Consider the following 25733-nt stretch of genomic DNA (forward strand, 5'->3'; position numbering starts at 1 on the left):
AAACATTCCAAATATTTTTACACTTTGGCATTTTTAGAGCGTTTCGATAAAATTAAGATAAGACAAAATCCACCAATCAGCGAAGCAAAAAGCCCGGGCGGTAAATTATAAGGAAACGCTATTATGCGTGATAGCCAATCGGTTATTGCCATAATCACTGCACCTAATAAAGCTGAAGCAATCATAAAACTGCGTGTTCCATTAATACCATAATAACGAGCAATATGGGGGGCAATCAGGCCAACAAAGCTTAATGGCCCAATCATTAAAGAGCCTATCGCTGTTAAGCTTGTGGCGGTAAGGACAATTATCGCGCGTACCAAACCATTTGGAAGGCCTAAGCTACGCATTGCAACATCACCTAGCGGCAAAATGGTTATCCAGCGAGATAGAGCAAATATAATGATAAGAGCTACAACAAGTATAAAGGCGGCGAAGGCAATTCCCCAGCTAGTTGCTTGCGTCGTCGTACCACTTAACCAACCTAACAAAGCATAACCTTGCGGTGTGCCTGTCGCAATTAATGCGGTCAAGACAGAGCTTGCCATAGCGCCAAAACCAACGCCTGCTAAAAGTAATTTTTCAGAGCCGAATTGTCCACGCATTGCCAACAGCATAATAAATAGGATTGAAATAAATGCGCCAATGGCAGCGCCCCCCCATTGTTGGGCAAGGCTTGGGCTTGCAATAGTTAATAAAATAAGGGCAAGCCCGACGCCTGCGCCAAGACCGGTTCCTAGTATTTCAGGGCTGGCAAGTGGATTGGCCGTGAGGCGCTGCAATAATGCACCAGCTAGCGCAAGACAGGCGCCCGAAATCATTGTAAAAAGCAGCCGCTCCAAGCGTAAATCAATAAAATCATAAAAAAGCGTGCCGGTTGCCACAAATATGCCTTGTGGTCCGCGCCCCAAAGTCAAAGCAATGAGGCTGACCAGCATCAAAATTATTACGAGTATGGCGATAAAAATAATAGGATGATGAGCACGCCTAACAATGTCGCCAGTTTGGCTGTTTGGCCACTCAAACATTCTTAATTTTGGCAGCATCCATAATAAAAGTGGGCCGCCGAGTAACGCCGTGGCTGCGCCAACAGGAATATCGGTATGAGTAAGGGTTTGAATTAAATATGTTACGCTGTCGGTTGCCCATAAAAGAATTGCGCCAATGATTGGAGATGCAATCATCATTTGTTTGAGTGATCTTGCTCCCGAAAGCCGTGCTAAAGCAGGTCCTACCAAGCCGACAAAGCCTAATATGCCAACTTCTGCGATAATAAAGGCGGCTATCGACACGCTCATCATAATCACAAGCAATCGAATAGCTAAAAAGGAAACGCCAAGGCTTCGCATATTAGCATCATCAACATTAAATAATGTCAAAGGGCGTAATAGCAAACTAGCAAAAATAGCGCCGATTATAATCTTTACCGATAGCCAAAGAAACGGTGTCCAACTTAATTGCTCCAGTGAGCCGCCCCCCCAAACAAATAGGGAAAAAACATAATCACCATTGGCAAGAATAAGCGCAGTTGAAGCAGCTGTCGCGGTTAATGAAATAATCATACCACTTAAAATAACCGATGCAGGCTCAAGCCGTCTTTTATGGTTCAGCAGTAAGACCAATAAAATAGCACTAAATGCACCAATAAGTGCTAGCCATTCGCGGCTTAACCAAGCGGCAGGAATATATAAAATACCGATAGTCATAGCAAGCTGCGCACCTGATGCGATGCCAAGAGTAGTTGGCTCAGCAAGGGGATTGCGCAATATTTGTTGCAAAAGCAGCCCTGATAATGCAAGGCCAGCACCGCAAATTAAAGCCATAGCGCTGCGGGGCAAAATCATATTAAGCGCAATGATATGCTGTAATTTTTGCATATCCGTATTGTCGGTTGAGCTATTCCAGGCATTTAAAAAGTGCATCAAGGTAATGATTGCTGCAAAAATACATAATGCCGACCAAAATATTATGATTTTTCTATTTTTCACCATCAGCCTCGAACCAGTGTTTTGCTAAAAGCGCAATAAAATGTTGTGCTGTCGGCAGGGCGCCAAAATGATTAAGCGGTGGCAAAAAAACAAAATTACCTTGTTTGATTGCTGGCAATTCATTCCATAATTTATTGTCAGGCAGTGCTTGGAGGGTTTGTTGTTCCGTGGGTCCAATAATAATAATTCCAGCATCAGGTTTTTGAGCTAATTTTTCAAGGCCAATATGAGCATAGGCTGAATAGCTTGTATCGCTGCCCCAAGCATTATTCAAACCAATATCCTTGAAAGCTGCACCAAAAATACTGTCATTACCAAATGCACGAAAATTACGACCATTGCCAAGATTTATAATGAAATAATCACGCCGTAATAATTTTGCAAATTGAATGCGCTTTTGTTGAATAAATGTGTCATAGTTCTTTATAAATTGTCGTGCCTTTTCAAAGCAGCCAAGGCGTTGCCCCAGCTCTAAGGTTGCTTTGGTAAGGGTTGGGCGGGGCGAAAGACCTTGCCCAAAGACTATTGGCGCCCAAACTGGTGCAATTTTTTCCAATGTTGGACGCTGATATTCATAAAAATTAGATGCGATAATGAGTTTGGGGGCTAAAATACGCAGGAGTTCATAATTAGGACTGCCGCGCAAACCAATATCCGCTACACTGTCTGGTATAGGCGGTTGAATTTGCATTTTTTTATATTGGCGCAATTCGGTTGCAGCTAAAGGTATTGTACCAATGGCTAGGGCGGTTTCAAGCATAGCCCAGTCGATTATTGCAATATCTGAAAGGCAATATTGCAATTCAGCATTTTCTGCAATGCTATGGGTAATATTAAAATGGCTCGAAAAGAAAGCCGCGCAGGACAGCGATAAAAAGTGTCGGCGGCTTAATTCCATATTGTGTTTCCATATCATCGTGTTGAGGTAAAAGCGCTTTATTTTTTGTGATCAATAAAGCGCTTATATTATCTTACCATTTCGTATGCATACGTAAAAGGGTTTTGCGACCCTCGCCATAGCTACAAACAAAAATGCCTTGGCAACCTGATACATAGCCCTTGTTGAACAAGTTGGTGACGTTAATATCGACGCCCCAATTATCTTTTTCATAACCAAGTTTTAAGTCGGCAAGAGTAACTGCTGGTACTTTAAGGGTGTTTTCTTCATCGGCAAAAGTTGAGCCAACATAGCGCACACCGCCGCCTAGGGTTAAACCTTCAAGCTTGCCACTGCTAATGCGATATTCTGTAAATAAGGCTGCCTGTTGTTCTGGAATAAGGTAAGGACGGTTGCCAATCAGGCTCGGTGTTGTTTCATCGTCCTTGATTTTGATCTTGGAGGTGGTGAAATTGCCAATGAGTTTCCATGATTGCGTAATATTGGCTTGCACTTCTAATTCAAAGCCGCGTGAATTGACTTTGCCAAGCTGGGTGCGTGCAAAACTTGAACCAGTTAAGGAATTTTCCTTGGTTAAATCAAACAATGATGCAGTGATTAAGCCATCAAATATTTGTGGACGGTACTTCATGCCGATTTCATATTGGGTACCGGTTTCTGGCTTGGCGTAGCTATTGTCAAAAAGCGTATCAATGATTGGATTAAAAAATGTGGCAACGCTAGCATAGGGGGTTAGCCCGTTGTCAAATTCATAACCAAGACCAGCACGACCAGACCAGCGTCCCGTATTATACTCATATTCAGGTAAGCCTTTGGCTTTGGTCCAAACATGGTCATAACGGCCATTTAAAGTTAAAATCCAACCTTCGCCAAATTCCATGCGGTCTTGGGCATAAATACCAAACTGGTTGCGAGTTAATTTTTGATCAATATAAGGATCCCACATTGGGCCCTGTGCTGCGCCATAAACAGGATTATAGCCGTCAATAACAGTTGCGCTACCGGTTTGTTGCATTTGGTTGATTAAAAAATACCGATATTCAGCTCCAAATAATAAATTATGGGTAATTGCTCCGGTATTTACACTACCTTCAAGCATATTGTCGGCAACAAAAGTGTTTACTTCCGTGTCATGTTTAAAATTGATACGTGCAACATTGGGATTATTTAAACTAGGCTGTGATAAAAAACCCTCATAGCCATATGCGTAAAGGCTATGTTCTTTAACATGGGCATAGCCATAACGTACATTTTGTCGGACAGTCCAATCATTGTCAAAGCGGTGTTCAAATTCATAACCGATACTAGCCTGCTCACGGTCATAAGAATCGACAGAGGGCTCGGTATAGTTGATAGTTCGTGGAATTTTGCCAAATTGTGTTGGTACAACCGTGCCATAATAAGGTAAAAAGCCGCCACCATCATGGGTTAAATCTAAATGGGTGTAATTGCCTAAAATTGTAAGCCGCGTTGCTTCATCGGGTTTAAATTCAATGCTTGGGGAAATAACACCGCGAAATTCTTCCGCATGGTCGGTGTAATTATTGCCACCTTGAATTTTGCCATTAATACGATAGCTTAAAGTATCCGTAACCTTGTCACCCATGTCAAAACCAATATAGGCGTTACCATAGCTGTTTACGCCAATTTCAGTTTCTCGGATACGATCAAATGTTGGGCGTTTGCTAATGTAGTTGACAATGCCACCAGGATTTGCGCCGCCATAAAGGGCTGCTACAGGACCTTTTAATACCTCAATGCGCTCGATATTATAACTATCAATTAAAAAGCCACCAAAACCGTAGCTAAAGTTTTGCAAACCATCAAGATAGGTTCCAGTTTGGGTTGCATCAAAACCACGGATATATATCCAATTGGTATCATTATCGACACCAAAAGGTTGAGCAAAAACCCCCGCTGTATAGCGTAGCGCCTCGTCAAGTTTTTGTGCGCCAGTTGCATCCATTTGGTCGCGGCCAACAACCGAAACTGATTGAGGAATTTTACTTATATTCACAGCTGCTTTTGAGCCTGTAGCGGTTACTTGGGGGACAAAACCAGCAACTGGGCTTACAGCCGTATCATCATTATTTATAACTACGGTTTCTAGAGTGGTATTGGTATTTTGTTGGGCATTTGCATAAGTGTGGCTAAGCGATGTACTTGCTGCTAAAGCAAGTAAAAATGTAAACAGACGTGATGATGCCATTGATTGAAACCCTTTAGGCTATAAAATAACAATTGTTGATTTGAGCGTATAAAGCCGATTTAGGTGCTATAACTAGTATGGTTGCAACTGATTGCTAGACCGAACTAAATGGCAATATGAGAAATATGATTTTTTAATTCATATTTTAATAAAAAGCTTGTCTGATATTTTGAATTTTTGAATGATATTACTTAAAAAGCTAAACGCGAAAATTGCATTCAATTGAAAAAAGCATTAAAGATCGAGTGAAAATGCGAAGCTATAAATAAAAGGTTCGATTATTTCCCTTATCTCAATTTCTTCATCTTTCAGTTAAATATTTTGACCCATTCCTTTGGTGTTGTGCCATTTATTTTTTTAAACACGCGTGTAAAATGAGCTTGGTCAGAAAAGCCGATTGTTGTTGCTATATCAGATAAGGGACGTTGTTCGCGCTCTAATAATAGTTTAGCTTTTTTTATGCGGCGCTGCATTTGAAAACTTAATGGCGAAATACCTGTAGTCATTTTAAAGGCTGTACAAAAATAGGATTTAGAAAGACCGCAAATGTTGGCAAGTTCTTCAATTCTTATGATACGATCGTAATTATTTTCAATAAATTGGGTTACTTGTTTTAATTGGCGTTGGCTAAGAGTGCCAGAGCGCTTTAATGGGCTGTGGGTTATTTGAAAAAGTTCAGCAACGAGTGCATAGAGTAAACCTTCACTAAATAAATTATGCAATGGTGTTTGGTTGTTGCATTCTTGCGCTAATAGATTTGCAATTTGTGCAATGCGTGGGTTTTGAAAGAACAAATTAGGTTGATTGATGCGTTGAGTGTCGATGCAACCTTCAAAATGTTGTTGTAAAAGATCAATATCGAAATGAATATCAAGATGCTTTAGAAAACCTGATTTTGTAAGATGACTTGATACTGGACAATTAGCAGGAATGTAACATAGGTCCAAGGCATTTAATGGCTGGTTTGGTTTGTTGTCATGATTATTAAAAAAACTAATCTCTGCACTGTTTTCCAAAACAAAAAATAAACGCGGTGCTCGTGAAAGATAATGTCCTTGCATGTTAGGGCCGCATTCAACCGTCCATACATCAATAATTGCGCCTTCTAAAATGCGATATTTTAGTTTATCAATTAACTTAATGCCGCCAATTTGGCATTCCATTTGGGGATGAAAGCTCAAAAAGCTTGCTCCTTTAGTTTTAAGGTTTATTAACTTTTAATTTCGTAAAAGATATAAACTTAAGTACTATCTTGCATATGACCCTAATTGTTCATGCTCGAAATGATGTTTGTTGATGCGTTTAATTTAGGCGTAAGATAGCCATTGCAATCGCAAGATCTATATCCTAAACTCTTTTAACTTGTCTATAACAGTCATGTTTATTATGCAATGTTTAATCTTTCTTTATTCAGATAAGTTTGTTTTACTAAGCTTGCAAATGGGCGATTGCAAATAATCTTTTTTTAAGGATCCTTATGACAGACTTACTATTTAAATTGGAAAAGGCGCGTTTTACAATGCAGGATCGTGATCTTTTAGCGCCGCTGGATATGGAGATAGCGGCGGGTAAAGTCACTGCATTGATCGGTCATAATGGCTCTGGCAAGTCAACCTTGTTAAAAATTTTGGCGCGTCAGCAGACCGTGACCAGTGGAAATATTATTTTTTGTGGCCGCCCTCTTAATCAATGGAATGGTCGTGATTTTGCTCGCCACCTTGCTTATTTGCCACAACAGCCTGCGGTTGCGTCAGGCATGTTGGTGCATGAATTGGTCGCCTTGGGACGCTATCCTTGGCATGGTGCGCTGGGACGTTTCGGTGAAGATGACGCGAAGAAAGTAGAAAGGGCTATGGAAGCGACAGGTGTTTTACCTTTTAAAGATCGCTTGGTGGAAACCTTATCAGGCGGCGAGCGTCAGCGGGTGTGGATTGCAATGCTGATTGCACAGGATGCCCGTTGTTTGTTGCTTGATGAACCGACCTCTGCTTTAGATGTTGGGCATCAAATAGAAATATTGAGTTTGGTGCGAAGCTTATCGCTTGAGCATAATTTAAGCGTTTTTATGGTACTGCATGATATTAATATGGCTGCGCGCTTTTGCGATTATATTTTTGCTTTAAAGGGCGGAAAATTAATTAAACAAGCAAGTGCTCTTGATATTATGACGCCAGAAACCTTGCAAGAAATTTATAATATACCAATGGAAATATTAAAGGATGCCCATGCGCAGCAGAAGGTAGCCGTTCCGCTTTAGTTGTATATAGGCGCGAATATTGGGGGCTCAAGTGATTTTGTTTGTTGCTTGAGGCTTGCAGGGTCTTGTAATGTTGCCAATATGAGGCGGTTAAATTGTTTCATAGTGATGTTTTAAAATGGTAGTAAATTTATCATCCAATGAGCAAACTTATGCCCATTATTATAATTTTGCCGTATTTTAGTCTGTATTTATGTGTTTTCGATAAAATATAAGCTTTGTTTTATGCTTTATAATTGTTCATCCACTGATTTTTCAGTTGATTTATTTAAGTTGCTGAATTTATAGATTTATTTATTCAAAAAAACAGGCGCCTAAATTGGCTTTTTATATTGCTTTCGGCTATAACAAATAGAATTTTGAGTCGTAATTTAACAGAATGGTTAAACACGTGAACGATCAGATATTGCCACCCGATAGCGGTGACGTACAAGGTATTGAACCAGTAAACATCATCGAGGAGATGCAGCGCTCCTATCTCGATTACGCAATGAGCGTTATCGTATCGCGCGCTTTGCCCGATGTGCGTGATGGTTTTAAGCCTGTACATAGACGTATTCTTTACGCCATGAACGAAATGGGATTGGCTTATAATAAACCATACCGTAAATCTGCCGCTGTTATCGGTGAGGTTATGGGTAAATATCACCCTCATGGTGATGCTTCAATCTATGATGCTTTGGTGCGTATGGCGCAAGATTGGTCATTGCGCGATCCGTTGATTGATGGGCAGGGCAATTTTGGCTCAATCGATGGTGATCCACCAGCCGCTATGCGTTATACTGAGTGTCGCTTGGAAAAGCTTTCGGATACTTTGCTTGGTGATATTGATAAGGAAACTGTTGATTTTCAAGACAATTATGATGGTTCAAAGCAAGAGCCAGTTGTTCTTCCAGCACGCTTTCCTAATCTATTGGTTAATGGTTCTGGTGGTATTGCTGTTGGTATGGCTACCAATATTCCACCTCATAATCTGGGTGAAGTAATTGATGGCTGCGTTGCCTTAATCGATAATCCTGCCATTACTTTGGAAGAAGTGATGGAAATTATTCCAGGCCCAGATTTTCCAACTGGCGGCATTATTTTAGGCCGTGCTGGCATTCGCTCCGCTTATGAAACTGGCCGTGGCTCGGTTGTTATGCGGGCTAAGGTTGAGATTGAGCCTATCCGCAATGATCGTGAAGCGATTATTGTGACGGAGGTTCCCTATCAGGTCAATAAAGCGACCATGATTGAAAAAATGGCCGAGTTAGTGCGCGATAAGCGCATTGAAGGCATTTCAGATTTGCGCGATGAATCTGATCGCGATGGTTATCGTGTGGTTATTGAGTTAAAACGCGATGCTGTTGCCGATGTGGTGCTAAATCAGCTTTATCGATATACGCCTTTGCAGACCTCTTTTGGTTGCAATATGGTAGCACTTAATGGTGGTAAGCCTATTTTAATGGGCTTAATGGATATTTTACGTGCCTTTATCACTTTTAGAGAAGAAGTTGTAAGCAGGCGTACAAAATATTTGCTGCGCAAAGCGCGTGAACGCGCCCATGTTCTCGTTGGTCTTGCTATTGCTGTTGCTAATATCGATGAAATTATTGCGCTTATTCGTAAAGCTCCGGATCCGGCGACTGCGCGTGAACAGTTAATGGAACGCCGCTGGCCAGCAGAAGACGTGACATCATTGATTAAATTGATTGATGATCCGCGTCATATTGTGCATGATGATAATACCTATAATTTATCGGAAGAGCAGGCGCGTGCAATTCTTGAATTGCGCTTGCAGCGTTTGACTGCCCTTGGCCGCGATGAAATTGCCAATGAGCTCAACGAAATTGGCGTAGAAATCGCTGATTATCTTGATATTTTATCTTCACGTATTCGTATTATGACCATTGTCAAGGACGAGCTTTTGGCCGTTCGTGATGAGTTTGGTAATATGGATGATAAGCTTGCCAAACGCCGCACAACTTTTGGGCTTGGTGGCTCCGATGTTGATGATGAAGACCTTATCGCCCGTGAAGATATGGTGGTGACTGTAAGTCATACGGGCTATATTAAGCGTGTTCCATTATCAACCTATCGCGCACAGCGCCGTGGCGGTAAGGGGCGTTCTGGTATGGCGACCAAGGATGAAGATTTCGTAACACGGCTCTTTGTGGCAAATACCCATACGCCAATCTTGTTCTTCTCATCGCGCGGTATTGTTTATAAAGAAAAGGTTTGGCGTTTGCCGGCAGGTACCCCGCAATCGCGTGGTAAAGCCTTGATTAATATGTTGCCATTGCAGCCTAACGAACGTATTACCACCATTATGCCATTGCCTGAAGATGAAGCAAGCTGGGCAGAACTTGATGTGATGTTCGCAACAACCCGTGGCACGGTGCGCCGTAATAAGCTATCAGATTTTGTTCAGGTTAATCGTGGTGGTAAAATCGCCATGAAGTTGGACGAGGAACAAGATGAGATCCTTTCTGTTGCCACTTGTACCGAAAATGATGATGTCTTGCTTACCACTGCTAAAGGTCAATGTATCCGTTTTGCGGTGACTGATGTGCGTGTTTTTGCTGGCCGAAACTCGGTTGGTGTACGTGGTATTAACTTGGCTGAAGAAGATACGGTAATCTCGATGGCTATTTTAGGCCATGTTGAAGCAACACCAGCAGAACGTGCAGCCTATATCAAACGCGCTATTGCCGAGCGTCGTGCCTTAGGTAGTGATGCTGAAGATGTTGTTGAAAGTGATGAAGAAGTGACAGAAAACGTTGATCTTAATGATGAGCGTTATCATGAGTTGCAACGTGCTGAACAAATGGTGCTTACCGTTTCTGAATTTGGTTACGGCAAACGGGCATCTTCTTATGATTTCCGTACCTCCAATCGTGGTGGTAAGGGTATTAAGGCAACAGATACATCAAAAACCAACGAAATTGGTTCATTGGTTGCAACTTTCCCAGTTGAAAGTTCCGATCAGATTATGTTGGTGTCTGATGGTGGACAGCTTATTCGTGTGCCTATTGATGGTATCCGCATTGCTGGCCGTTCAACCAAGGGCGTTACAATTTTCAATGTTTCTGGCGGTGAAAAAGTTGTGTCGGTTGAGCGTATTTCTGATCCCGAAGACGAGGTTGGTGACGAGGGGGAAGATAATGCTTCACCTGATGCAGCCGCTATTGTAGTGGAAGCTAGCGAACCTAACGCAGAATAAGAATTTTGCTATTTTGACAGTTTTTAAGTTTGAATAGCAAAAAAGATAAAATAAAAGTCCTGCAAAAATGATAAAGGTTTTTGCAGGATTTTTTTTTATGGTATATGTTTAGTAATATTATTGAACATCATTGCGTTAGAGCGCATTTCAATCTGGTTGGATCAGATTGGCGCTCTAATCCATTGTTTACCTGCGTTTTTTATCCGAAAACCGCTTCACACTTTTCGGAAAAACGCTCTAAATGAAAGTTAAGCCATGAAGCCAATTGGCATTTATGCGGGGTCGTTTGATCCAATCACCAATGGTCATCTTGATGTATTGCGCGGCAGCTTGAAAATTGCCGATAGGGTGATTGTTGCTATTGGTATTCATCCAGGTAAACAGCCGCTTTTTTCCTTTGTTGAGCGTAAAGATCTTATTCATGCTGTTGCGAATGATGAATTTAAGTGCGACGCAAAACGTATCGAGGTTATTGCCTTTGATAATCTGGTTGTTGATAAAGCACGAGAATTAGACGCATCTTTGCTCATTCGTGGTTTGCGCGATGGCAGCGATCTTGATTATGAAATGCAGCTTGCCGGTATGAATGCGACTATGTCGCCCGATATACAAACGGTATTTTTACCAGCAAGTATTTCAGTTCGTGCTATTACTGCCACATTGGTGCGGCAGATTGCATCTATGGGTGGTAATGTTTCGCACTTTGTGCCGGAAATTGTCGCCCATGCTTTAAAAAACAAGTTTCAACCTTAATATGCTTTGCTTATTTCATATTATAAATTTGCATAGTATTTAAGTTTTAGCCAAGCTTCGGCTTTTCATTTGATTTTCAATAGAGAATTAAATGTAGTCAAACACAATTGGAGTACTAATCACTATGACTTTGTTTAAAAAAATTGCAGCAATTATGCTGTTTATTGCCGCGAGTTTAGCCTTTATTGCACCTTCGTCGGCTGCAGATAATGACAATATCCTTGTTCTTACATTAAAAGATGGCGATGTTGCTATTCAATTGCGCCCTGATCTTGCACCAAAGCATGTTGAGCAAATTAAAAAGCTAGTACGCGATGGCGCATATAATGATGTGGTTTTTCACCGCGTGATTGATGGTTTTATGGCACAAACTGGTGATGTGCAATTTGGCAATTTGAAAAAAGGCTTTGATGCCAATTCTGCTGGCATGGGTGGTTCTCAATATCCAAATATTAATGCAGAATTTTCAAAAGAACCATTTGTGCGTGGTACTGTTGGCATGGCGCGGAGCCAAAATCCAAATTCAGCCAATTCACAATTCTTCATTTGTTTTGATTCAGCATCAAGCCTAGATGGTCAATATACTGTTGTTGGCAAGGTTATCAAAGGTATGAATGTGGTCGATAAAATTAAAAAAGGCTCAAGCAGTGATAATGGTAAAGTTGAAAATCCTGACCATATTATCAAGGCAAGCCTTGTATCTTCAGTAAAATAACCCAAATAATTTAATACGCGCTCATGACTGGGCGCTTTCTCATTTTTAAGCGGATAGTTTATTTTTAATTTTATTAAAACTCTATCTGCTTATTGACATAATTGGCCCTTTGCATAAAAAGGGAAAAAACAACAGGAGTAATGTCGAATGGCTTATAAAGATCCGGAAAATACCCTCATCCTTGAAACAACCAAGGGAAATGTAGCAATTGAGCTATTTCCTGATCTTGCTCCTGGTCACGTAGAGCGTATTAAGGAACTCGCTCGCGAGGGCGCTTATGATAATGTTGTGTTCCACCGCGTGATTGATGGTTTTATGGCGCAAACTGGCGATGTTGAATATGGTAAAACCGATTCAGCCAAGTTTAATGCAGCACGTGCTGGCATGGGCGGCTCTTCCAAGCCAGACCTTAAGGCAGAATTTTCTAATGCTAAGCACGTTCGTGGTGCAGCTTCAATGGCGCGTAGCCAAAATCCAAATTCAGCAAATTCCCAATTCTTCATCTGTTTTGAAGATGCATCATTCCTTGATCGCCAATATACCGTTTGGGGTCAAGTGATTGAAGGCATGGAAAATGTCGATAAAATCAAGCGCGGTGAGCCTGTGCGTGATCCAGATGTTATTTTGAAGGCATATGTTGCCTCTGACGCTGAGTAAATATTTGATTAGTCGAATAAAGCGGGGCATAGCAATATGCTCCGCTTTTTTATGTCATAAACTTGTATAGTAAGTTTAAAATATGACTATCAATCACGAACACAAAACCTTATGCTAAGTTTTACCCTTTTTATCCATGTTCCAATAGTTAGTTATTTCCATGAATGTAGACCTTTTTGATTTTGAATTGCCGGAAAGCCATATTGCTTTGCGCCCTTTGGTGCCGCGCGAGGCTGCAAAATTATTGGTCATTGATGAAAGCCATATTCCAAGTGATTTCCATATTGGCGATTTACCCAAGCTTTTGCGGGCAGGGGACGTATTGGTTTTTAATGATACTAAGGTTATCCCAGCGCGGCTTGAAGGCACACGAACACGCGGTGAGGCTGTCGCCCATATTGGTGCAACCCTGCATATGCGCATGTCGCCTAATAGTTGGAAAGCTTTTGTGCGCCCAGCCAAACGGTTAAATGAGGGCGAGATTATTGTCTTTAGCAAGGCAGATCAAAGATTGGAAGCGCAGGTCAGTGAAAAGGGTGAAGCTGGAGAAATGCTGCTTACTTTTGATAAGTCTGGCGCAGAGCTTGATAGTGCAATAGCCTTTATTGGGCATATGCCTTTGCCACCTTATATTGCGGCAAGGCGCGGTGAAGATGCACAGGATACCAAGGATTATCAAACGGTTTTTGCCCGTGAAGAGGGCGCCGTTGCTGCACCAACAGCGGGCTTGCATTTTACCAATAGCCTACTTGATAGTTTGAAAGAAAAAGGTTTAGAGCAGCATTTTGTAACTTTGCATGTTGGCGCGGGTACATTTTTACCGGTTAAGGTGGATGATACGGTTGACCACAAAATGCATTCGGAAATTGGTCATATTAGCCAAGAGGTTGCAGATCATTTAAATGCTGTGCGCGCACGCGGTGGGCGCATAGTAGCCGTTGGCACAACCGCATTACGTTTGCTTGAAAGTGCTGCAAAAGATGATGGTATCTTAGCAGCATGGTCTGGTGCTACCGATATTTTTATAACGCCCGGTTATCGGTTTAAAATTGTTGATCAGTTGATTACCAATTTCCATTTACCGCGTTCAACGCTGTTTATGCTGGTTTCAGCTTTTGCTGGATTAGATACGATGAAAAATGCCTATAGGCATGCAATTGATAATGACTATCGTTTTTATTCCTATGGCGATAGTAGCTTATTAACGCGCAATGAAGATGCTTTAAAACTGCAGGATAAATAAAATGAGTGAAAATTTTACCTTTAAATTGATTGCAGAGGATAAAAAGGCACGGCGCGGCGAAATCACCATGCCACGCGGTAGCGTACGCACACCTGCCTTTATGCCTGTTGGCACGGGCGGTACAGTAAAAGCCATGTATATGGATCAGGTTAAAGACCTTGGCGCAGATATTATTCTTGGCAACACCTATCATTTAATGCTGCGCCCGGGGGCGGAGCGGGTTGCAAAGCTTGGGGGCTTGCATGAATTTGCCCGTTGGCAAGGTCCAATTCTCACCGATTCAGGCGGTTTTCAAGTGATGTCCTTGGCGGGTTTACGTAAATTAGATGAAAAAGGCGTCACCTTCCAATCCCATATTGATGGCCGGCGCTATGAAATGTCGCCTGAACGCTCGATTGAAATTCAAGGCTTACTTGATTCAGATATTCAAATGCAGCTTGATCAATGTGTGGCTTTGCCAGCGACCTTTAGTGAAATGGAAAAAGCCATGGAATTATCCTTGCGCTGGGCACAGCGTTGTAAGGATGCCTTTGGGATTCAGGCTGGCAAGGCGATGTTTGGTATTGTGCAGGGCGGTGATAATGTGCCTTTGCGTGAACGCTCAGCAGAAGCATTAAAAGCGCTGGATCTTAAAGGTTATGCCGTTGGCGGCCTTGCGGTAGGGGAACCGCAGCAAGTAATGATGGATATGCTGGATGTTACTTGTCCAATTTTACCGCGTGAAAAGCCACGTTATTTGATGGGTGTTGGCACGCCTGACGACATTATTAAAGCTGTTGCACGCGGTATTGATATGTTTGATTGCGTGATGCCCACGCGCGCCGGCCGCCATGGTTTAGCTTTCACGCGCTTTGGTAAGGTCAATTTACGCAATGCCCGCCATAATGAAGACCACCGCCCACTAGACCCACAATCTTCTTGCCCTGCCGCGCGCGATTATAGCCGTGCATATTTACACCATTTGATAAAATCCAATGAGGCTTTAGGTTCAATGTTGTTAACGTGGAATAATCTTAGCTATTATCAAGACTTAATGGCAGGCATAAGGGCAGCGATTGAAGCTGGCCGATATGAGGATTTTTGTGGTGAAACAAGCGAAGCTTGGGCCAAAGGTGATATGGCTCCGCTTTAAATGTAATGGATAAACAATCAAAGCATTATTGTTTCTTGAAAGCGAGAAACGGTAATGTCATACTAGTATCTTACTATAAGTGACGATTTTAAAATATCATTTGCAGTTTACTGCATATAATCGATTACCCTTAAAAAGGATAGCTATTATGAAACGCATATTGATGATTTTATCTCTTGGTCTTTTGCCTAATTTTGCTTTTGCACAAGATTTGCCAACCGCACCTTATTTGCCATTAAGCCTTGCAGGTAAGGCGGCCCATGCTGCCCTTGATGCATGTGCAGCTAAGGGGCATAATGTCAGTGTTGCCATCGTCTCAAGAGACGGTTCAACCAAAGTCTTGTTAAAAGCTGATCAGTCTGGTCCTCATACGGCAGGCAGCGCGCAAGGCAAGGCATTTACATCGGCTGCTATGGGACGCGATAGCGCTAGTCTTGCGGAGTTTATTGCCAAAAATCCAGAAAATGCAGGTCTTCGTGATATGGATGCGCGTTTTGTTATCCAAGGCGGTGGTTTGCCAATTAAAATTGGTGACGCATTGGTTGGTGGTATTGGTGTTGGTGGTGCGCCAAGCGGTGCTATTGATGCCGAATGCGCCCAAGCTGGTATTGATGCTATTGTCAAAAAATAACTAATGATTAGGATATCTAGCAGTGTTGCAATATTTGCTAGATATCCTACCAAGGTAAAAATTAAATAGATAATGCGTAATTAACTGATTGTTTTATAAGAAATTTTTGTAAAATATAACAAGGCTCATCTTCGTTATTTTTGCGTGATTATTATTTGTTTTTATCAAACAATTTGACCAAGCTATCACGAAATTCTTGGCAGTCACTTTCGTCTTTGCTAATTCCTACATCATACCAAGCAATAATTTTAGTGTATTCCTCTTGATAATCTTGTGGATTTTGCAGCATTTTGGGTGCTAAATCAGGGTAGAGATAGTTATATCCAAGTAAGCATATCGACTTTTTGTTGCCAGCAATTGCCGCAGCCAAGTAATTGGCTTGGGCATCCTGTTTTTTACGGTAAAATAATTTATCACCTAGTGTTTTTAAAAAATCTCCACTGATGCGAATACCATTTTTTAAAAGGGCTGCGTCATGTACTTCTTGCGCAGATTTATCATCACCCAAAAGCTGATATAAGCGTGTTAGGTAAATAGGGCGACGTAAATTATATTCAAAGCTTTTTGCGGTTGTTTGACAAACACTTAAGGCTTTATTGAGTTTTTCGATATCTTGTGTTTGTTTGCTTGTTTGCGTGATAATATTAGCCGAAATATCAAACATCGCTTCGTCGCATTCATTCCAGCGTAATCGTTCTTCGATTTGCATCGTTCCATAGAGGATCTTATCGTCATCTTCTGCTTGTTGAACAAGATATTTGGTTGACTGAATAACCATATCAAGCTCTTCAATATTGGATACCTCGCCATTGGTTTCTTGTTTTAATCGCCTAAAATATTCATTGCCGATTAGGTAATTAGGCTTAAAGGTGCCTTCTATCCCAGCAATATATGCTGTGCCTGCAATTTCAATCGCATCTAAATCGTTGTTTTGTGCTGCTCCCAAGATTTTTAGCAAGAGTGCTTTATCTTTTAAACAAGGCATAATATCTTCAAACTTGCCAAGTTCTTTTAACTGTAACACAGTTTTATAGGCTTGTTCGGTGTCCGTGGGACAGCCTTTGCTAGTATTTTCTGCCATAGCACGATGACTATTAAGGCTTAAAATTGCAAAAATAAACAATGCAATAATTTTTTTCATGACACCTCCAATATATTTAAGCAGTTTGCTATATTTTGATTATTTTAGCAGCGTTTACAAATTTAATTTATCGTAAAATACTATTTACCAACAATATAAGTCATTGTATTAACGATGTGATTATTATATTTACGCATGTAAAAGCTGTAAGCATTTAGCAGCCCTCTGCTTAAATTTTTACCCTTGAATTTACGCTCTTGAAAGCCCAGTTATTTAAATAACTGAGTTTAAACACCAATGGCGCGATGGCGCTTGAAAAGATAGGGCAAATGAAATTTTCCGTTCTTGATTTATCTAATGTTCCTGAAGGGAGCACGCCCAAGGATGCCTTGCGCAATTCAATAGACCTTGCACGCCATGTCGAAAATCTTGGATTTAAGCGTATTTGGTATGCTGAACACCATAATATGACAGGAATTGCCAGTGCTGCGACTGCGGTTTTAATTGGTCAAGTGGCGGCAGTCACCAATAAAATTATTTTAGGATCAGGTGGCATTATGTTACCAAACCATTCGCCCTTGGTTATTGCCGAGCAATTTGGAACGCTTTCAGCGCTTTATCCGGGGCGTATTGAATTGGGTTTAGGGCGCGCTCCTGGTACCGACCAGCTTACTGCACGTGCCTTGCGCCATCGCCATGATCTTGATGCCAATTCTTTTCCCCAAGATGTGGTTGAGCTGCTTGGTTATTTTAAAGAAGCATCGGACGGACAGCAAGTTCGCGCAGTTCCAGGGGCTGGAGAAAATGTACCAATATGGATTTTAGGCTCCAGCCTTTTTGGTGCGCAATTGGCCGCTATCTTAGGGCTTCCTTATGCTTTTGCTTCGCATTTTGCGCCAGCTGAGCTTGATAATGCGTTAAAAATCTATCGGGAGCGGTTTGAGCCCTCAGAGACGTTGAAAAAACCGCATGCCATGGTGGCGCTTAATGCCATTGTTGCCGATAGTGATGAAGAGGCGCAATATCTCTTTACTTCGTTGCAACAATCCTTTGTTAATTTGCGTACTGGGCGCGCTGGGCCATTACCGCGTCCGCAAGAAAATTTCGTTAAGTCTTTGCCAGAGCAATTCCAGATGATCCTTGAGCAAACGCTTTCTTGCTCGGTTATTGGTTCACCGCAAACTATACGCGAAGGCATTGCTAATTTATTGGCGCGCACCAAGGCTGATGAGCTTATTATAACAACAACGGTTCATGATCATGAAGCGCGCAAAAAATCGTTTTCGTTGTTAAGTGAGATTATGGAAACGTTGTAGATCGAATTATTTTCTATTCTTCTATTAGTTAGAAAATGTGTGATTGTTGGTATCACAAGAAAACAGTTCATTATTTAAATTAAAGCCTATCAGAGAAAATCTTCTGATAGGCTTAAATTTCTTATGCTGATGGATATAGGGCTTCTAAAATAAAGGTTGCATTAAAACGCGGGCTCATCATGCCGTAAGTCGAGCGCCATTGCCCACCTAATCGGCTTTCAACAAAGGCATTGGCTACCATGTCGATATCCAGGCGGCTTAAGGCGGCCGCAGCAGCAGTATAGGCAAATTGCTCCATCAGCAAAAAGGCCGATCCACTATCATTAACCGCCATTTTAGCCGCCACTTGCAAGACTTCGGCAGTTCTTGGGCCGGCAGATCCAATATTGCCAGCAAGACCAATAATAATATTTTCAAAATGATCGGGATATTTTTTTACTGCTTTCATAAAATCTTGAATATGATCATTAGGCGTTTTTTCAAAACTACGATTGCGGCCAAAAAAACGTAAGCCTCGATGGGTGCGTTCTCCCTTTTGAAGTGGGAAATCAGTACGCGTGGTAATAGCGCAATCAGTAATTTGACGGGCGAGCTGCTCACTCCAATAGGCAACAACAGGGCGTAAAAGTTCTGCCCAAACCGCCTGAACCTCGTTTTGAGCGGCAATGTCTATGGATTGGCCAAGCCGCAATGCCAAAATGGTTAAAGCGGCGCAATCCAATGCCGCATCGGCTAGCATGCGGCTATAAAATATATTTTCCTTGCCGTTTTCTTTTTGCATACGCAATAAATCAACTGCACCGCGCATGGCTGCGCGTGCGATACTCGCTCCCATAACGGCATTATCATTGCCAAGATTGTCAAATATTTCGTTGATAATTGTTGTGAACTGATTTTCCTTGGCAACAAGCCAACCGGCACTTTGCTCAAATATCATATTAGCAAAAGGCGCGGTAAGAACCGACGCATCTTTAATAGCTGGGCGTAAACTAATGCCGTTTAATTGGCCAGAACCAAGCAGACGTGGGACTAGGAACAGGCATGGCTCATCCTTAATCGCGGCACTTACCAAAAAGCCATCTGCAACCGGATTTATCACCCTTATTTTTTCACCGCTGATACGAAAAACGCTATCAGCGCCTTCGCCGTCTTCATACATGGCTTCAGCTTTTGAGGTGCAGGCTGATATGGTGCTTTTACCAGATGCTAATTCTTGGATGGCAAGGGAAATGCTTGCCCCCTCCTTACGCGGAAAGGCCATGCGGGCAGGGTCATGCATTGGACTTGCAAGCTGTGGTTGCCATTGTTCATAAAGCTCTTCGCAATGGCGAAGTGCGCCAAGGCCAGCGCTTGAGATGCATAATTCTTGTAAATGTCCCGTTTCCAAGCTGCCAAGCAAAAACAGCCTCATCATACGGGTTTGGGCGCGTTTTCCTTCTTCTTCAGGATTATCTTCGTATAGTGATCCTGCAATGCCGGCAGCGCGCGATCTGGTTAATAGGCTATGATAGGCTGGGTGGATATCGACATCTTCAAGCGGTTCCCCCCATTGATTATAAAGGTTAAGAATAGGCAAGTGACGATGGGCAAGGCGCGCGCGCTCATCAGCTTCTATGCTTGCGGTATAATCACCAAGATCAGAAAAAGATGGTAGCAGAGCAATATCAAGCTGTGACGCTGTTTGAAACAGGATCGGATCACTAAAAAAATAATTGTCACTGGTTTTAAATTTGCTGTTTTCTGATTGCAACCTAATATTCCTTGAAAATAAAAGAGCCAATTATTCCAACTGATTGATAATTGCACGATATATATTTTAAATGCACCATGCCATAGAAATTTTTATTATCAAGAGATAATATTAACCGATTAAGATTTAACTTTTGGCAGTAAAATGAAGATAAATCTTATCATAAATATAATTATAAACCATGGAATAGGGAAGAAAGAACAATAAAAGCCCAATATCGAGGACGAAAGCATACCATAGACTTTCGTTTAAATAAAATGCAACACAGGGCAATGTAAAAAAAATCAATCCTCCTTCAAAGCATAATGCATGCCAAAAGCGCACGATTTTTGTCCGTGAAAACTTATATTTTTTTTGCAATTGGTCGAAAATAAAATTGAAAATACCATTCCAAGCCGTTGCGATAAGTGAGATGATAATCGATAATACGCCCATGCTAATCAAACTTTTTCCTTGTATGAAAACTAGAAAAAGTGACGTGAGGATAATGGCGATTATTTCAAAAATAGTAACGTGTAATATTCGCGCAAAAAGTCCTCGCTTTATTAATCTCTCATCATGATGATGGCTTGATATCTCATTTGATGCGTATTGTTGCAATTCTTGCTCCCAAGATACAAAAAGAGCATAACTATAAGTGATTATAGGGGGTAGTCAATATTATCAATTTTTGGCTAATGCATAAATTTGCACAACGGATAGGGAAAAACACTTGTTTCTAAAAAAATATAAAAGCGTTAATGTGCATCAAAGAGATTTTTGGTGGAGGTAAAACATGCGAAATATTGGTCATTTTATTGGTGGTAAAAATGTAGCTGGAAAAAGCGGTCAACAAGGAGATGTATTTCAACCGTTTGATGGCTCAGTCATTGGCAAGGTTGCCCTTGCTAATAGTGCGGAAATAAATGAGGCGGTAGAAAATGCAAAGCAAGCTCAGCCAGCATGGGCAGCTGTAAATCCACAGCGACGTGCACGAGTGATGCGCAAGTTTTTATCTCTCATTGAAAATGAAATCGATAGGCTTGCGGAATTATTGGCAAAAGAGCATGGCAAAACCATTGCTGATGCTGTTGGTGATATTCAACGCGGCTTGGAAGTGGTTGAGGTAAGCCTTGGTGTTCCCCATATGCAAAAGGGTGAATATACCGATGGGGCAGGGCCTAGTATTGATACTTATTCCATGCGCCAAGCCTTAGGTGTTGTGGCTGGAATTACGCCATTTAATTTTCCAGCAATGATTCCGCTGTGGATGTGTGGACCAGCTATAGCTTGCGGCAACGCATTTATTTTAAAACCATCAGAGCGTGACCCTGGTGTTCCCATGCGCCTTGGCGAATTGTTCATAGAAGCAGGTGGGCCGGCCGGTATTTTAAATGTTGTAAATGGTGGTAAAGAAGCAGTCGATGCTTTGCTAGATGCAGCTGATGTTAAAGCGATAAGCTTTGTTGGCTCCACCGCTATTGCACAATATATTTATGGGCGCGCCGCCGCAAATGGTAAACGGGTCCAAGCTTTTGGTGGTGCCAAAAACCACATGCTCATCATGCCCGATGCTGATATGGATCAAGTAGCTGATGCTTTGATTGGTGCGGGCTTTGGTTCTGCTGGCGAGCGTTGTATGGCCATTTCTGTGGCTGTTCCCATTGGCGAAGAAACGGCTGAACGCTTGCTTGAAAAGCTTATCCCACGCATTAAAGCGCTTAAAGTTGGCTCATCACTTGACAAGCAGGCTGATTACGGCCCCGTGGTCACCAAAGAGGCCAAGGCGCGCATTTTGGATTATGTTGATATTGGCGTTAAGGAAGGTGCAAATCTTGTAATTGATGGTCGTGGTTTTAATCTGCAAGGCTATGAAAACGGCTATTATGTTGGTCCATGTCTATTTGATAATGTGACGCGCGATATGCGCATTTATAAGGAAGAAATTTTTGGCCCAGTTTTATCGATTGTTCGCGCGGCTAATTATGAAGAAGCACTTAGCTTGCCTAATGACCATCTTTATGGCAATGGCGTTGCAATATTTACCCGCGATGGCGATACGGCTCGTGATTTTGCCGCCCGCGTTGAAGTTGGCATGATTGGTATTAATGTCCCTATTCCAACGCCGGTTGCCTATTATACGTTTGGCGGCTGGAAAGCCTCAGTATTTGGTGATCTTAATCAGCATGGGCCTGATGCTTTCCGCTTTTATACGCGCACAAAAACTATTACATCGCGTTGGCCTTCTGGTATTCGTGAAGGGGCAGAATTTTCTATTCCCACTATGGAATAAGTTTGGTATAAATTATTTTAAAGGCGGGCTTATAAGTCCGCCTTTTTTATTGGTAATTTTATGCTAGATATTAAAACATGCGTTAAGAAATTGTATCGCAATTATGATGATGATGAATTTGGAGTTATTTTATGGGATTGCGGCTAACATCTGATTTTTATGTGGCGCAATTAATACGCAAAATTAATGGCGCTAATGGCTTTGCTTATCTTGTGCGGCGCGGCGCATTAGAAGCTGGTACAATTTTTATCATGCAGCGGCTTAAAAATAACCAAATTGATTTATTTGGGCCCGCACCACAAAGCTTTTATGAAGAAGCCGTAAATGACGGTGGTCGGCTATTTATAAAAATTTTAACTGATGTTGAAGAAGCAAGTGCGGTGGAAAAATTAGAAAAAGAACTCCGCTTTGATCCTGATATTTGGCTTGTTGAAGTTGAGAATATTGATGATTTGACAACTTATATTAATGTGGCCTAATGGATATCAGCGAAGTAAACAAGATTAAGTTTAATTTATATTTTTGAATATAGATTTATATTTATTTTATAAATATAATATAAAATGATTTTGTAGTAAATTAGATCGCGTCCATAAATTGTTATATTAAATTTTAAGGTTGCTAATGTACGCTTTTTATTTTCATGTTAGATGTATTTTTTTAGGTGTTCTAATTTTACCTATATGTCAATCTATTGCCAATCTATTCGTAATTCTTATAGCAATAATTACCAAAAAAGAATTTTCTCAAGTTTTTCTACCGGCTTTAAATGGAATAGACTGGTTTTCACGAGAAACATATTTTTATTTTTTATTTTCTGGTATCAATTTATCCGCAATCCAAACATTGTGTTTAGCTGCATATTCCATTTATTATATAAAACATCAATAATTAAAAATGATGGTCTTTATATGGACTTTAGCGGGAGTATTAATCGGAGTCTTAATCAATTGGGAAATTACCGATACTCCGTTTTTTAATATGATAAATGGTTTTTTTCTTTGGAGCGTGGCGGCTTCAGCCTTAGGTTATGCTCTTGCGGCGTATTTGGTCCATCTGTTAATGCAGTTATTAATGCCGCCCCAAAACACTCAAAATTCATTAGTTGAAACATTTAAGTAAATAGTGGATATAAAGTATAGTTAGTCAAACGGGAAATTAAACAATGGCGTTAACCAGCGAACAAAAAAAACTTATATGCATGGCGATGGTATTTACGCCTTTATTGGTGGCGATTGGTATAACAATAGCGCCGTTTTTGTTTGTGAATGAAATGTGGCAATCACTGAATGATAATATCAATGAGTTGCGCCAAATTTACGCCAATGATGATATGGCGGCGCCTGAACATCTTATTGCAACTCCCTATAATGATTTTCTTATGATAGGAATAACTCAAGCTATTAAACAAATGCCGGGTCTGCTCGTCATGTGTTATGTTGTAGTAGCTATTCCTATCGCAGTTTTTTCTGCGCTATATTCTTTTATATATAGGAAAAATAATTCAATCATTTTGATGGTTATTATTTGGGCTGCTGCTGCTGCATGTCTTTCTTTTGTGCTAAATCAGTTCTTTTTCACCGATACTCTATCGACGAAGGATCACTTTATCGGGCGTATTATTGCTATAACTTTGATTTTTGCTATGACCTTTGCAGCGCTTATTATTGGTATTCTTATGCGCAAATCATTGAGAAAAAGTGCTGAATAGAGATTGTCATTGGTTTTGAAAAGCATTTTATTTTACTTTAAAATTAAAAATGTTTAAATATTTTTTAAAGACTGTAACTCCGTTTCATGAATGCCGATAATGCCACAATCAATTGATAATATTAACGAAACTATTGATGCTTTTCATCGCGGCCGTTTTGCACTTGTGCAACCACGCAATGTAGGTCATCGCTCCGGCATGGATGCAATGATGCTTGCCGCCTTAGTGCCAACGGATTTTAGCGGCCAATTGGTTGATCTTGGTGCTGGTGCAGGTGCCGCCGGTCTTGCGGTTGCATCACGCTGCGATAATGTTAAAATAACTTTGGTGGAGCGCTCATCACTTATGGGGGAATATGCCCAAAAAACATTAAATTTGGCAGAAAATGCCAAATTTAAATTGCGAACATCACTGTTGAATGCCGATGTGACACTCCGTGGAAAAGCTCGGTTAGAAGCCGGGCTTATTGATAATAGCTTTGATTTTGCAATTATGAACCCACCATTTAATGAACAATCTGATCGCGCAACCCCTGATAAAGAAAAGGCAGAGGCGCATGTAATGACGGAAGGCATGTTTGATGCTTGGCTTCGCACTGCTGCTGCACTGTTACGCCCGGGCGGATTTATAGGATTAATCGCACGCCCAAACTCGCTTGAAAATATTTTGTCAGCTTTACAAGGGCGCTTTGGTGGAGTGGTTGTAATACCTATTTATCCACGCCCTCACCAAGCAGCAATTCGTATTTTAGTTTATGCGAAAAAAGGTAGCCGCGCTGCCTTGTCTTTTGCTAGTCCAATATTATTGCATAATGCTCATGATAACCAATTTTCGGCTAGAACCGATGCAATCTGCAATGGAATAGTGGGTGTTTGGGATAAATATGATGAATAGTCGCAGAATAATTGCGTTACTACTTGCGAGAGCCTATCCAAAAACTTATTAAATAAGTCAATATAATTTTGAAAATGGAGATTTAGCTTGGCTAACTGGATTAAAAAACTAATTCCTCGTAAATTTCGTTCTGAAGGCGTAACTATTCCAGTTGTGCGGTTACAAGGCGTCATTAGTTCATCGTCATCGGCGCTTAAAAGTAATTTGTCGCTTGCAAATTGCGCAGAGCAGCTTGAGCGTGCTTTCAATATGAAAGAAGCACCTGCCGTTGCTATTGTTATTAATTCGCCCGGTGGTTCGCCAGTGCAGTCGCGGCTTATTTATAAGCGTATTCGTGACCTTGCTAGTGAAAAAAACAAGCGTGTGCTCGTCTTTGTTGAAGATGTGGCGGCATCAGGCGGTTATATGATCGCTTGTGCAGGCGATGAAATTTTTGCCGATCCTTCATCGGTGGTTGGCTCGATAGGTGTTGTTTCTTCTTCATTTGGTTTTCCTGAATTAATGAAGAAAATTGGTGTTGAGCGCCGTGTTTATACCGCAGGTAAAAACAAGGCGACTTTGGATCCTTTCTCTCCAGAAAAAGAAAGTGATATTAACCATTTAAAAGAGTTGCAGCTGGAAATTCATGAGACTTTCATCAATTTGGTGAAAAATAGTCGTAAAACCAAATTGAGCGACAATGAAGATCTTTTTACTGGCATGTTTTGGACTGGTATAAAAGGTAAAGAATTGGGCTTAGTTGATGGGCTTAATGATATTCAAAGCGTGTTGAAAGACCGCTATGGCAGCAAAATGCAAATGCGTTTGATCAATGCATCAAAAGGCTTGCTTGGTCGCAAATCACCATCGGGAATTTATGCTGATATTGCAGGCCATGCCCTTGGCAATATTGTTGATGTTGCTGAAGAGCGTGCTTTATGGTCGCGCTACGGGCTCTAAGCTACTTCTTAAAAGCAAAAAGGCAGCGTCAAAGCTGCCTTTTACGATTTATTTACTACCAATTATTGAAGCTAGACCGTGCAAA

The 25733-nt window shown here is 41.2% G+C and carries 21 protein-coding genes; 14 read left to right on the forward strand and 7 right to left on the reverse strand.

What is annotated here, in order from left to right; all coding sequences use genetic code 11:
• Positions 1–17: 17 nt before the first annotated feature.
• The 4 genes from fhuB to N5852_RS04790 form a co-directional block, all read right to left on the reverse strand.
• A complete protein-coding gene (gene fhuB, locus N5852_RS04775; RefSeq protein ID WP_262099280.1) occupies positions 18–1991 on the reverse strand; it encodes a Fe(3+)-hydroxamate ABC transporter permease FhuB in 1974 nt (657 codons plus the stop codon).
• The gene (locus N5852_RS04780) at positions 1978–2886 is read right to left on the reverse strand and encodes an ABC transporter substrate-binding protein (RefSeq protein ID WP_262099281.1); all 909 of its coding nucleotides are present in this window, start codon (positions 2884–2886) and stop codon (positions 1978–1980) included. The genes fhuB and N5852_RS04780 overlap by 14 nt, the downstream gene beginning before the upstream one ends.
• A gap of 73 nt (positions 2887–2959) precedes the next feature.
• Positions 2960–5095 (reverse strand): TonB-dependent siderophore receptor, encoded by a 2136-nt coding sequence (locus N5852_RS04785; protein WP_262099282.1) that lies wholly within the window; start codon positions 5093–5095, stop codon positions 2960–2962.
• Positions 5096–5403: 308 nt separating this feature from the next.
• Positions 5404–6276 carry a helix-turn-helix transcriptional regulator gene (locus N5852_RS04790; protein ID WP_262099283.1) on the reverse strand — a complete coding sequence of 291 codons (873 nt, stop codon included), beginning with the start codon at positions 6274–6276 and terminating at the stop codon, positions 5404–5406.
• A 296-nt stretch (positions 6277–6572) separates the two neighbouring features.
• Here N5852_RS04790 and N5852_RS04795 point away from each other — a divergent pair, with 296 nt between their 5' ends.
• The 8 genes from N5852_RS04795 (at position 6573) to N5852_RS04830 (ending at position 15685) form a co-directional block, all read left to right on the forward strand.
• Positions 6573–7352, forward strand: coding sequence for an ATP-binding cassette domain-containing protein (locus tag N5852_RS04795; RefSeq protein ID WP_262099284.1), 780 nt, complete (start codon positions 6573–6575; stop codon positions 7350–7352).
• A gap of 463 nt (positions 7353–7815) precedes the next feature.
• Positions 7816–10554, forward strand: a complete 2739-nt coding sequence (gyrA, locus tag N5852_RS04800; RefSeq protein ID WP_410004248.1) for a DNA gyrase subunit A — start codon at positions 7816–7818, stop codon at positions 10552–10554.
• 255 nt (positions 10555–10809) lie between these two features.
• On the forward strand, positions 10810–11307 hold the full coding sequence (coaD, locus tag N5852_RS04805; protein WP_262099285.1) for a pantetheine-phosphate adenylyltransferase: 498 nt from the start codon (positions 10810–10812) through the stop codon (positions 11305–11307).
• 154 nt (positions 11308–11461) lie between these two features.
• Positions 11462–12022, forward strand: coding sequence for a peptidylprolyl isomerase (locus N5852_RS04810; RefSeq protein WP_262099690.1), 561 nt, complete (start codon positions 11462–11464; stop codon positions 12020–12022).
• A gap of 147 nt (positions 12023–12169) precedes the next feature.
• Positions 12170–12679, forward strand: coding sequence for a peptidylprolyl isomerase (locus tag N5852_RS04815; RefSeq protein WP_182418924.1), 510 nt, complete (start codon positions 12170–12172; stop codon positions 12677–12679).
• A 160-nt stretch (positions 12680–12839) separates the two neighbouring features.
• Positions 12840–13922 carry a tRNA preQ1(34) S-adenosylmethionine ribosyltransferase-isomerase QueA gene (gene queA, locus N5852_RS04820; RefSeq protein ID WP_262099287.1) on the forward strand — a complete coding sequence of 361 codons (1083 nt, stop codon included), beginning with the start codon at positions 12840–12842 and terminating at the stop codon, positions 13920–13922.
• A 1-nt stretch (position 13923) separates the two neighbouring features.
• Positions 13924–15054 (forward strand): tRNA guanosine(34) transglycosylase Tgt, encoded by a 1131-nt coding sequence (gene tgt / locus N5852_RS04825; RefSeq protein WP_262099289.1) that lies wholly within the window; start codon positions 13924–13926, stop codon positions 15052–15054.
• 148 nt (positions 15055–15202) lie between these two features.
• A complete protein-coding gene (locus N5852_RS04830; protein WP_262099290.1) occupies positions 15203–15685 on the forward strand; it encodes a GlcG/HbpS family heme-binding protein in 483 nt (160 codons plus the stop codon).
• 151 nt (positions 15686–15836) lie between these two features.
• On the opposite strand, the gene N5852_RS04835 is transcribed toward N5852_RS04830, so the two are convergent.
• Positions 15837–16826: a hypothetical protein gene (locus tag N5852_RS04835; RefSeq protein ID WP_262099292.1), complete on the reverse strand. Its 990-nt coding sequence runs from the start codon at positions 16824–16826 to the stop codon at positions 15837–15839.
• A gap of 269 nt (positions 16827–17095) precedes the next feature.
• Between N5852_RS04835 and N5852_RS04840 the strand changes: the two genes are divergently transcribed.
• On the forward strand, positions 17096–18082 hold the full coding sequence (locus tag N5852_RS04840) for an LLM class flavin-dependent oxidoreductase (RefSeq protein ID WP_262099294.1): 987 nt from the start codon (positions 17096–17098) through the stop codon (positions 18080–18082).
• A 121-nt stretch (positions 18083–18203) separates the two neighbouring features.
• Here N5852_RS04840 and N5852_RS04845 read toward each other — a convergent pair whose 3' ends face one another.
• Entirely contained in the window at positions 18204–19832 is a 1629-nt protein-coding gene (locus tag N5852_RS04845) for an acyl-CoA dehydrogenase family protein (RefSeq protein WP_262099295.1), read from the reverse strand.
• A gap of 126 nt (positions 19833–19958) precedes the next feature.
• Positions 19959–20432: a PACE efflux transporter gene (locus N5852_RS14715; RefSeq protein ID WP_410004230.1), complete on the reverse strand. Its 474-nt coding sequence runs from the start codon at positions 20430–20432 to the stop codon at positions 19959–19961.
• A 175-nt stretch (positions 20433–20607) separates the two neighbouring features.
• Here N5852_RS14715 and N5852_RS04850 point away from each other — a divergent pair, with 175 nt between their 5' ends.
• The 5 genes from N5852_RS04850 to N5852_RS04870 all read left to right on the forward strand — a co-directional run bounded on the left by N5852_RS04850 (position 20608) and on the right by N5852_RS04870 (position 25648).
• Complete coding sequence (locus tag N5852_RS04850; RefSeq protein ID WP_262099296.1) at positions 20608–22104, forward strand: CoA-acylating methylmalonate-semialdehyde dehydrogenase; 1497 nt, start codon at positions 20608–20610, stop codon at positions 22102–22104.
• Between the two features lie 137 nt (positions 22105–22241).
• Positions 22242–22583: a DUF1491 family protein gene (locus N5852_RS04855; RefSeq protein ID WP_315973243.1), complete on the forward strand. Its 342-nt coding sequence runs from the start codon at positions 22242–22244 to the stop codon at positions 22581–22583.
• 686 nt (positions 22584–23269) lie between these two features.
• On the forward strand, positions 23270–23815 hold the full coding sequence (locus N5852_RS04860) for a hypothetical protein (protein WP_262099298.1): 546 nt from the start codon (positions 23270–23272) through the stop codon (positions 23813–23815).
• 99 nt (positions 23816–23914) lie between these two features.
• Entirely contained in the window at positions 23915–24709 is a 795-nt protein-coding gene (locus N5852_RS04865) for a tRNA1(Val) (adenine(37)-N6)-methyltransferase (RefSeq protein WP_262099299.1), read from the forward strand.
• Between the two features lie 87 nt (positions 24710–24796).
• On the forward strand, positions 24797–25648 hold the full coding sequence (locus N5852_RS04870) for a S49 family peptidase (protein ID WP_262099300.1): 852 nt from the start codon (positions 24797–24799) through the stop codon (positions 25646–25648).
• Positions 25649–25733 lie beyond the last annotated feature (85 nt).

The sequence above is a fragment of the Bartonella sp. HY328 genome (assembly GCF_025449335.1).
Classification (GTDB): domain Bacteria; phylum Pseudomonadota; class Alphaproteobacteria; order Rhizobiales; family Rhizobiaceae; genus HY038.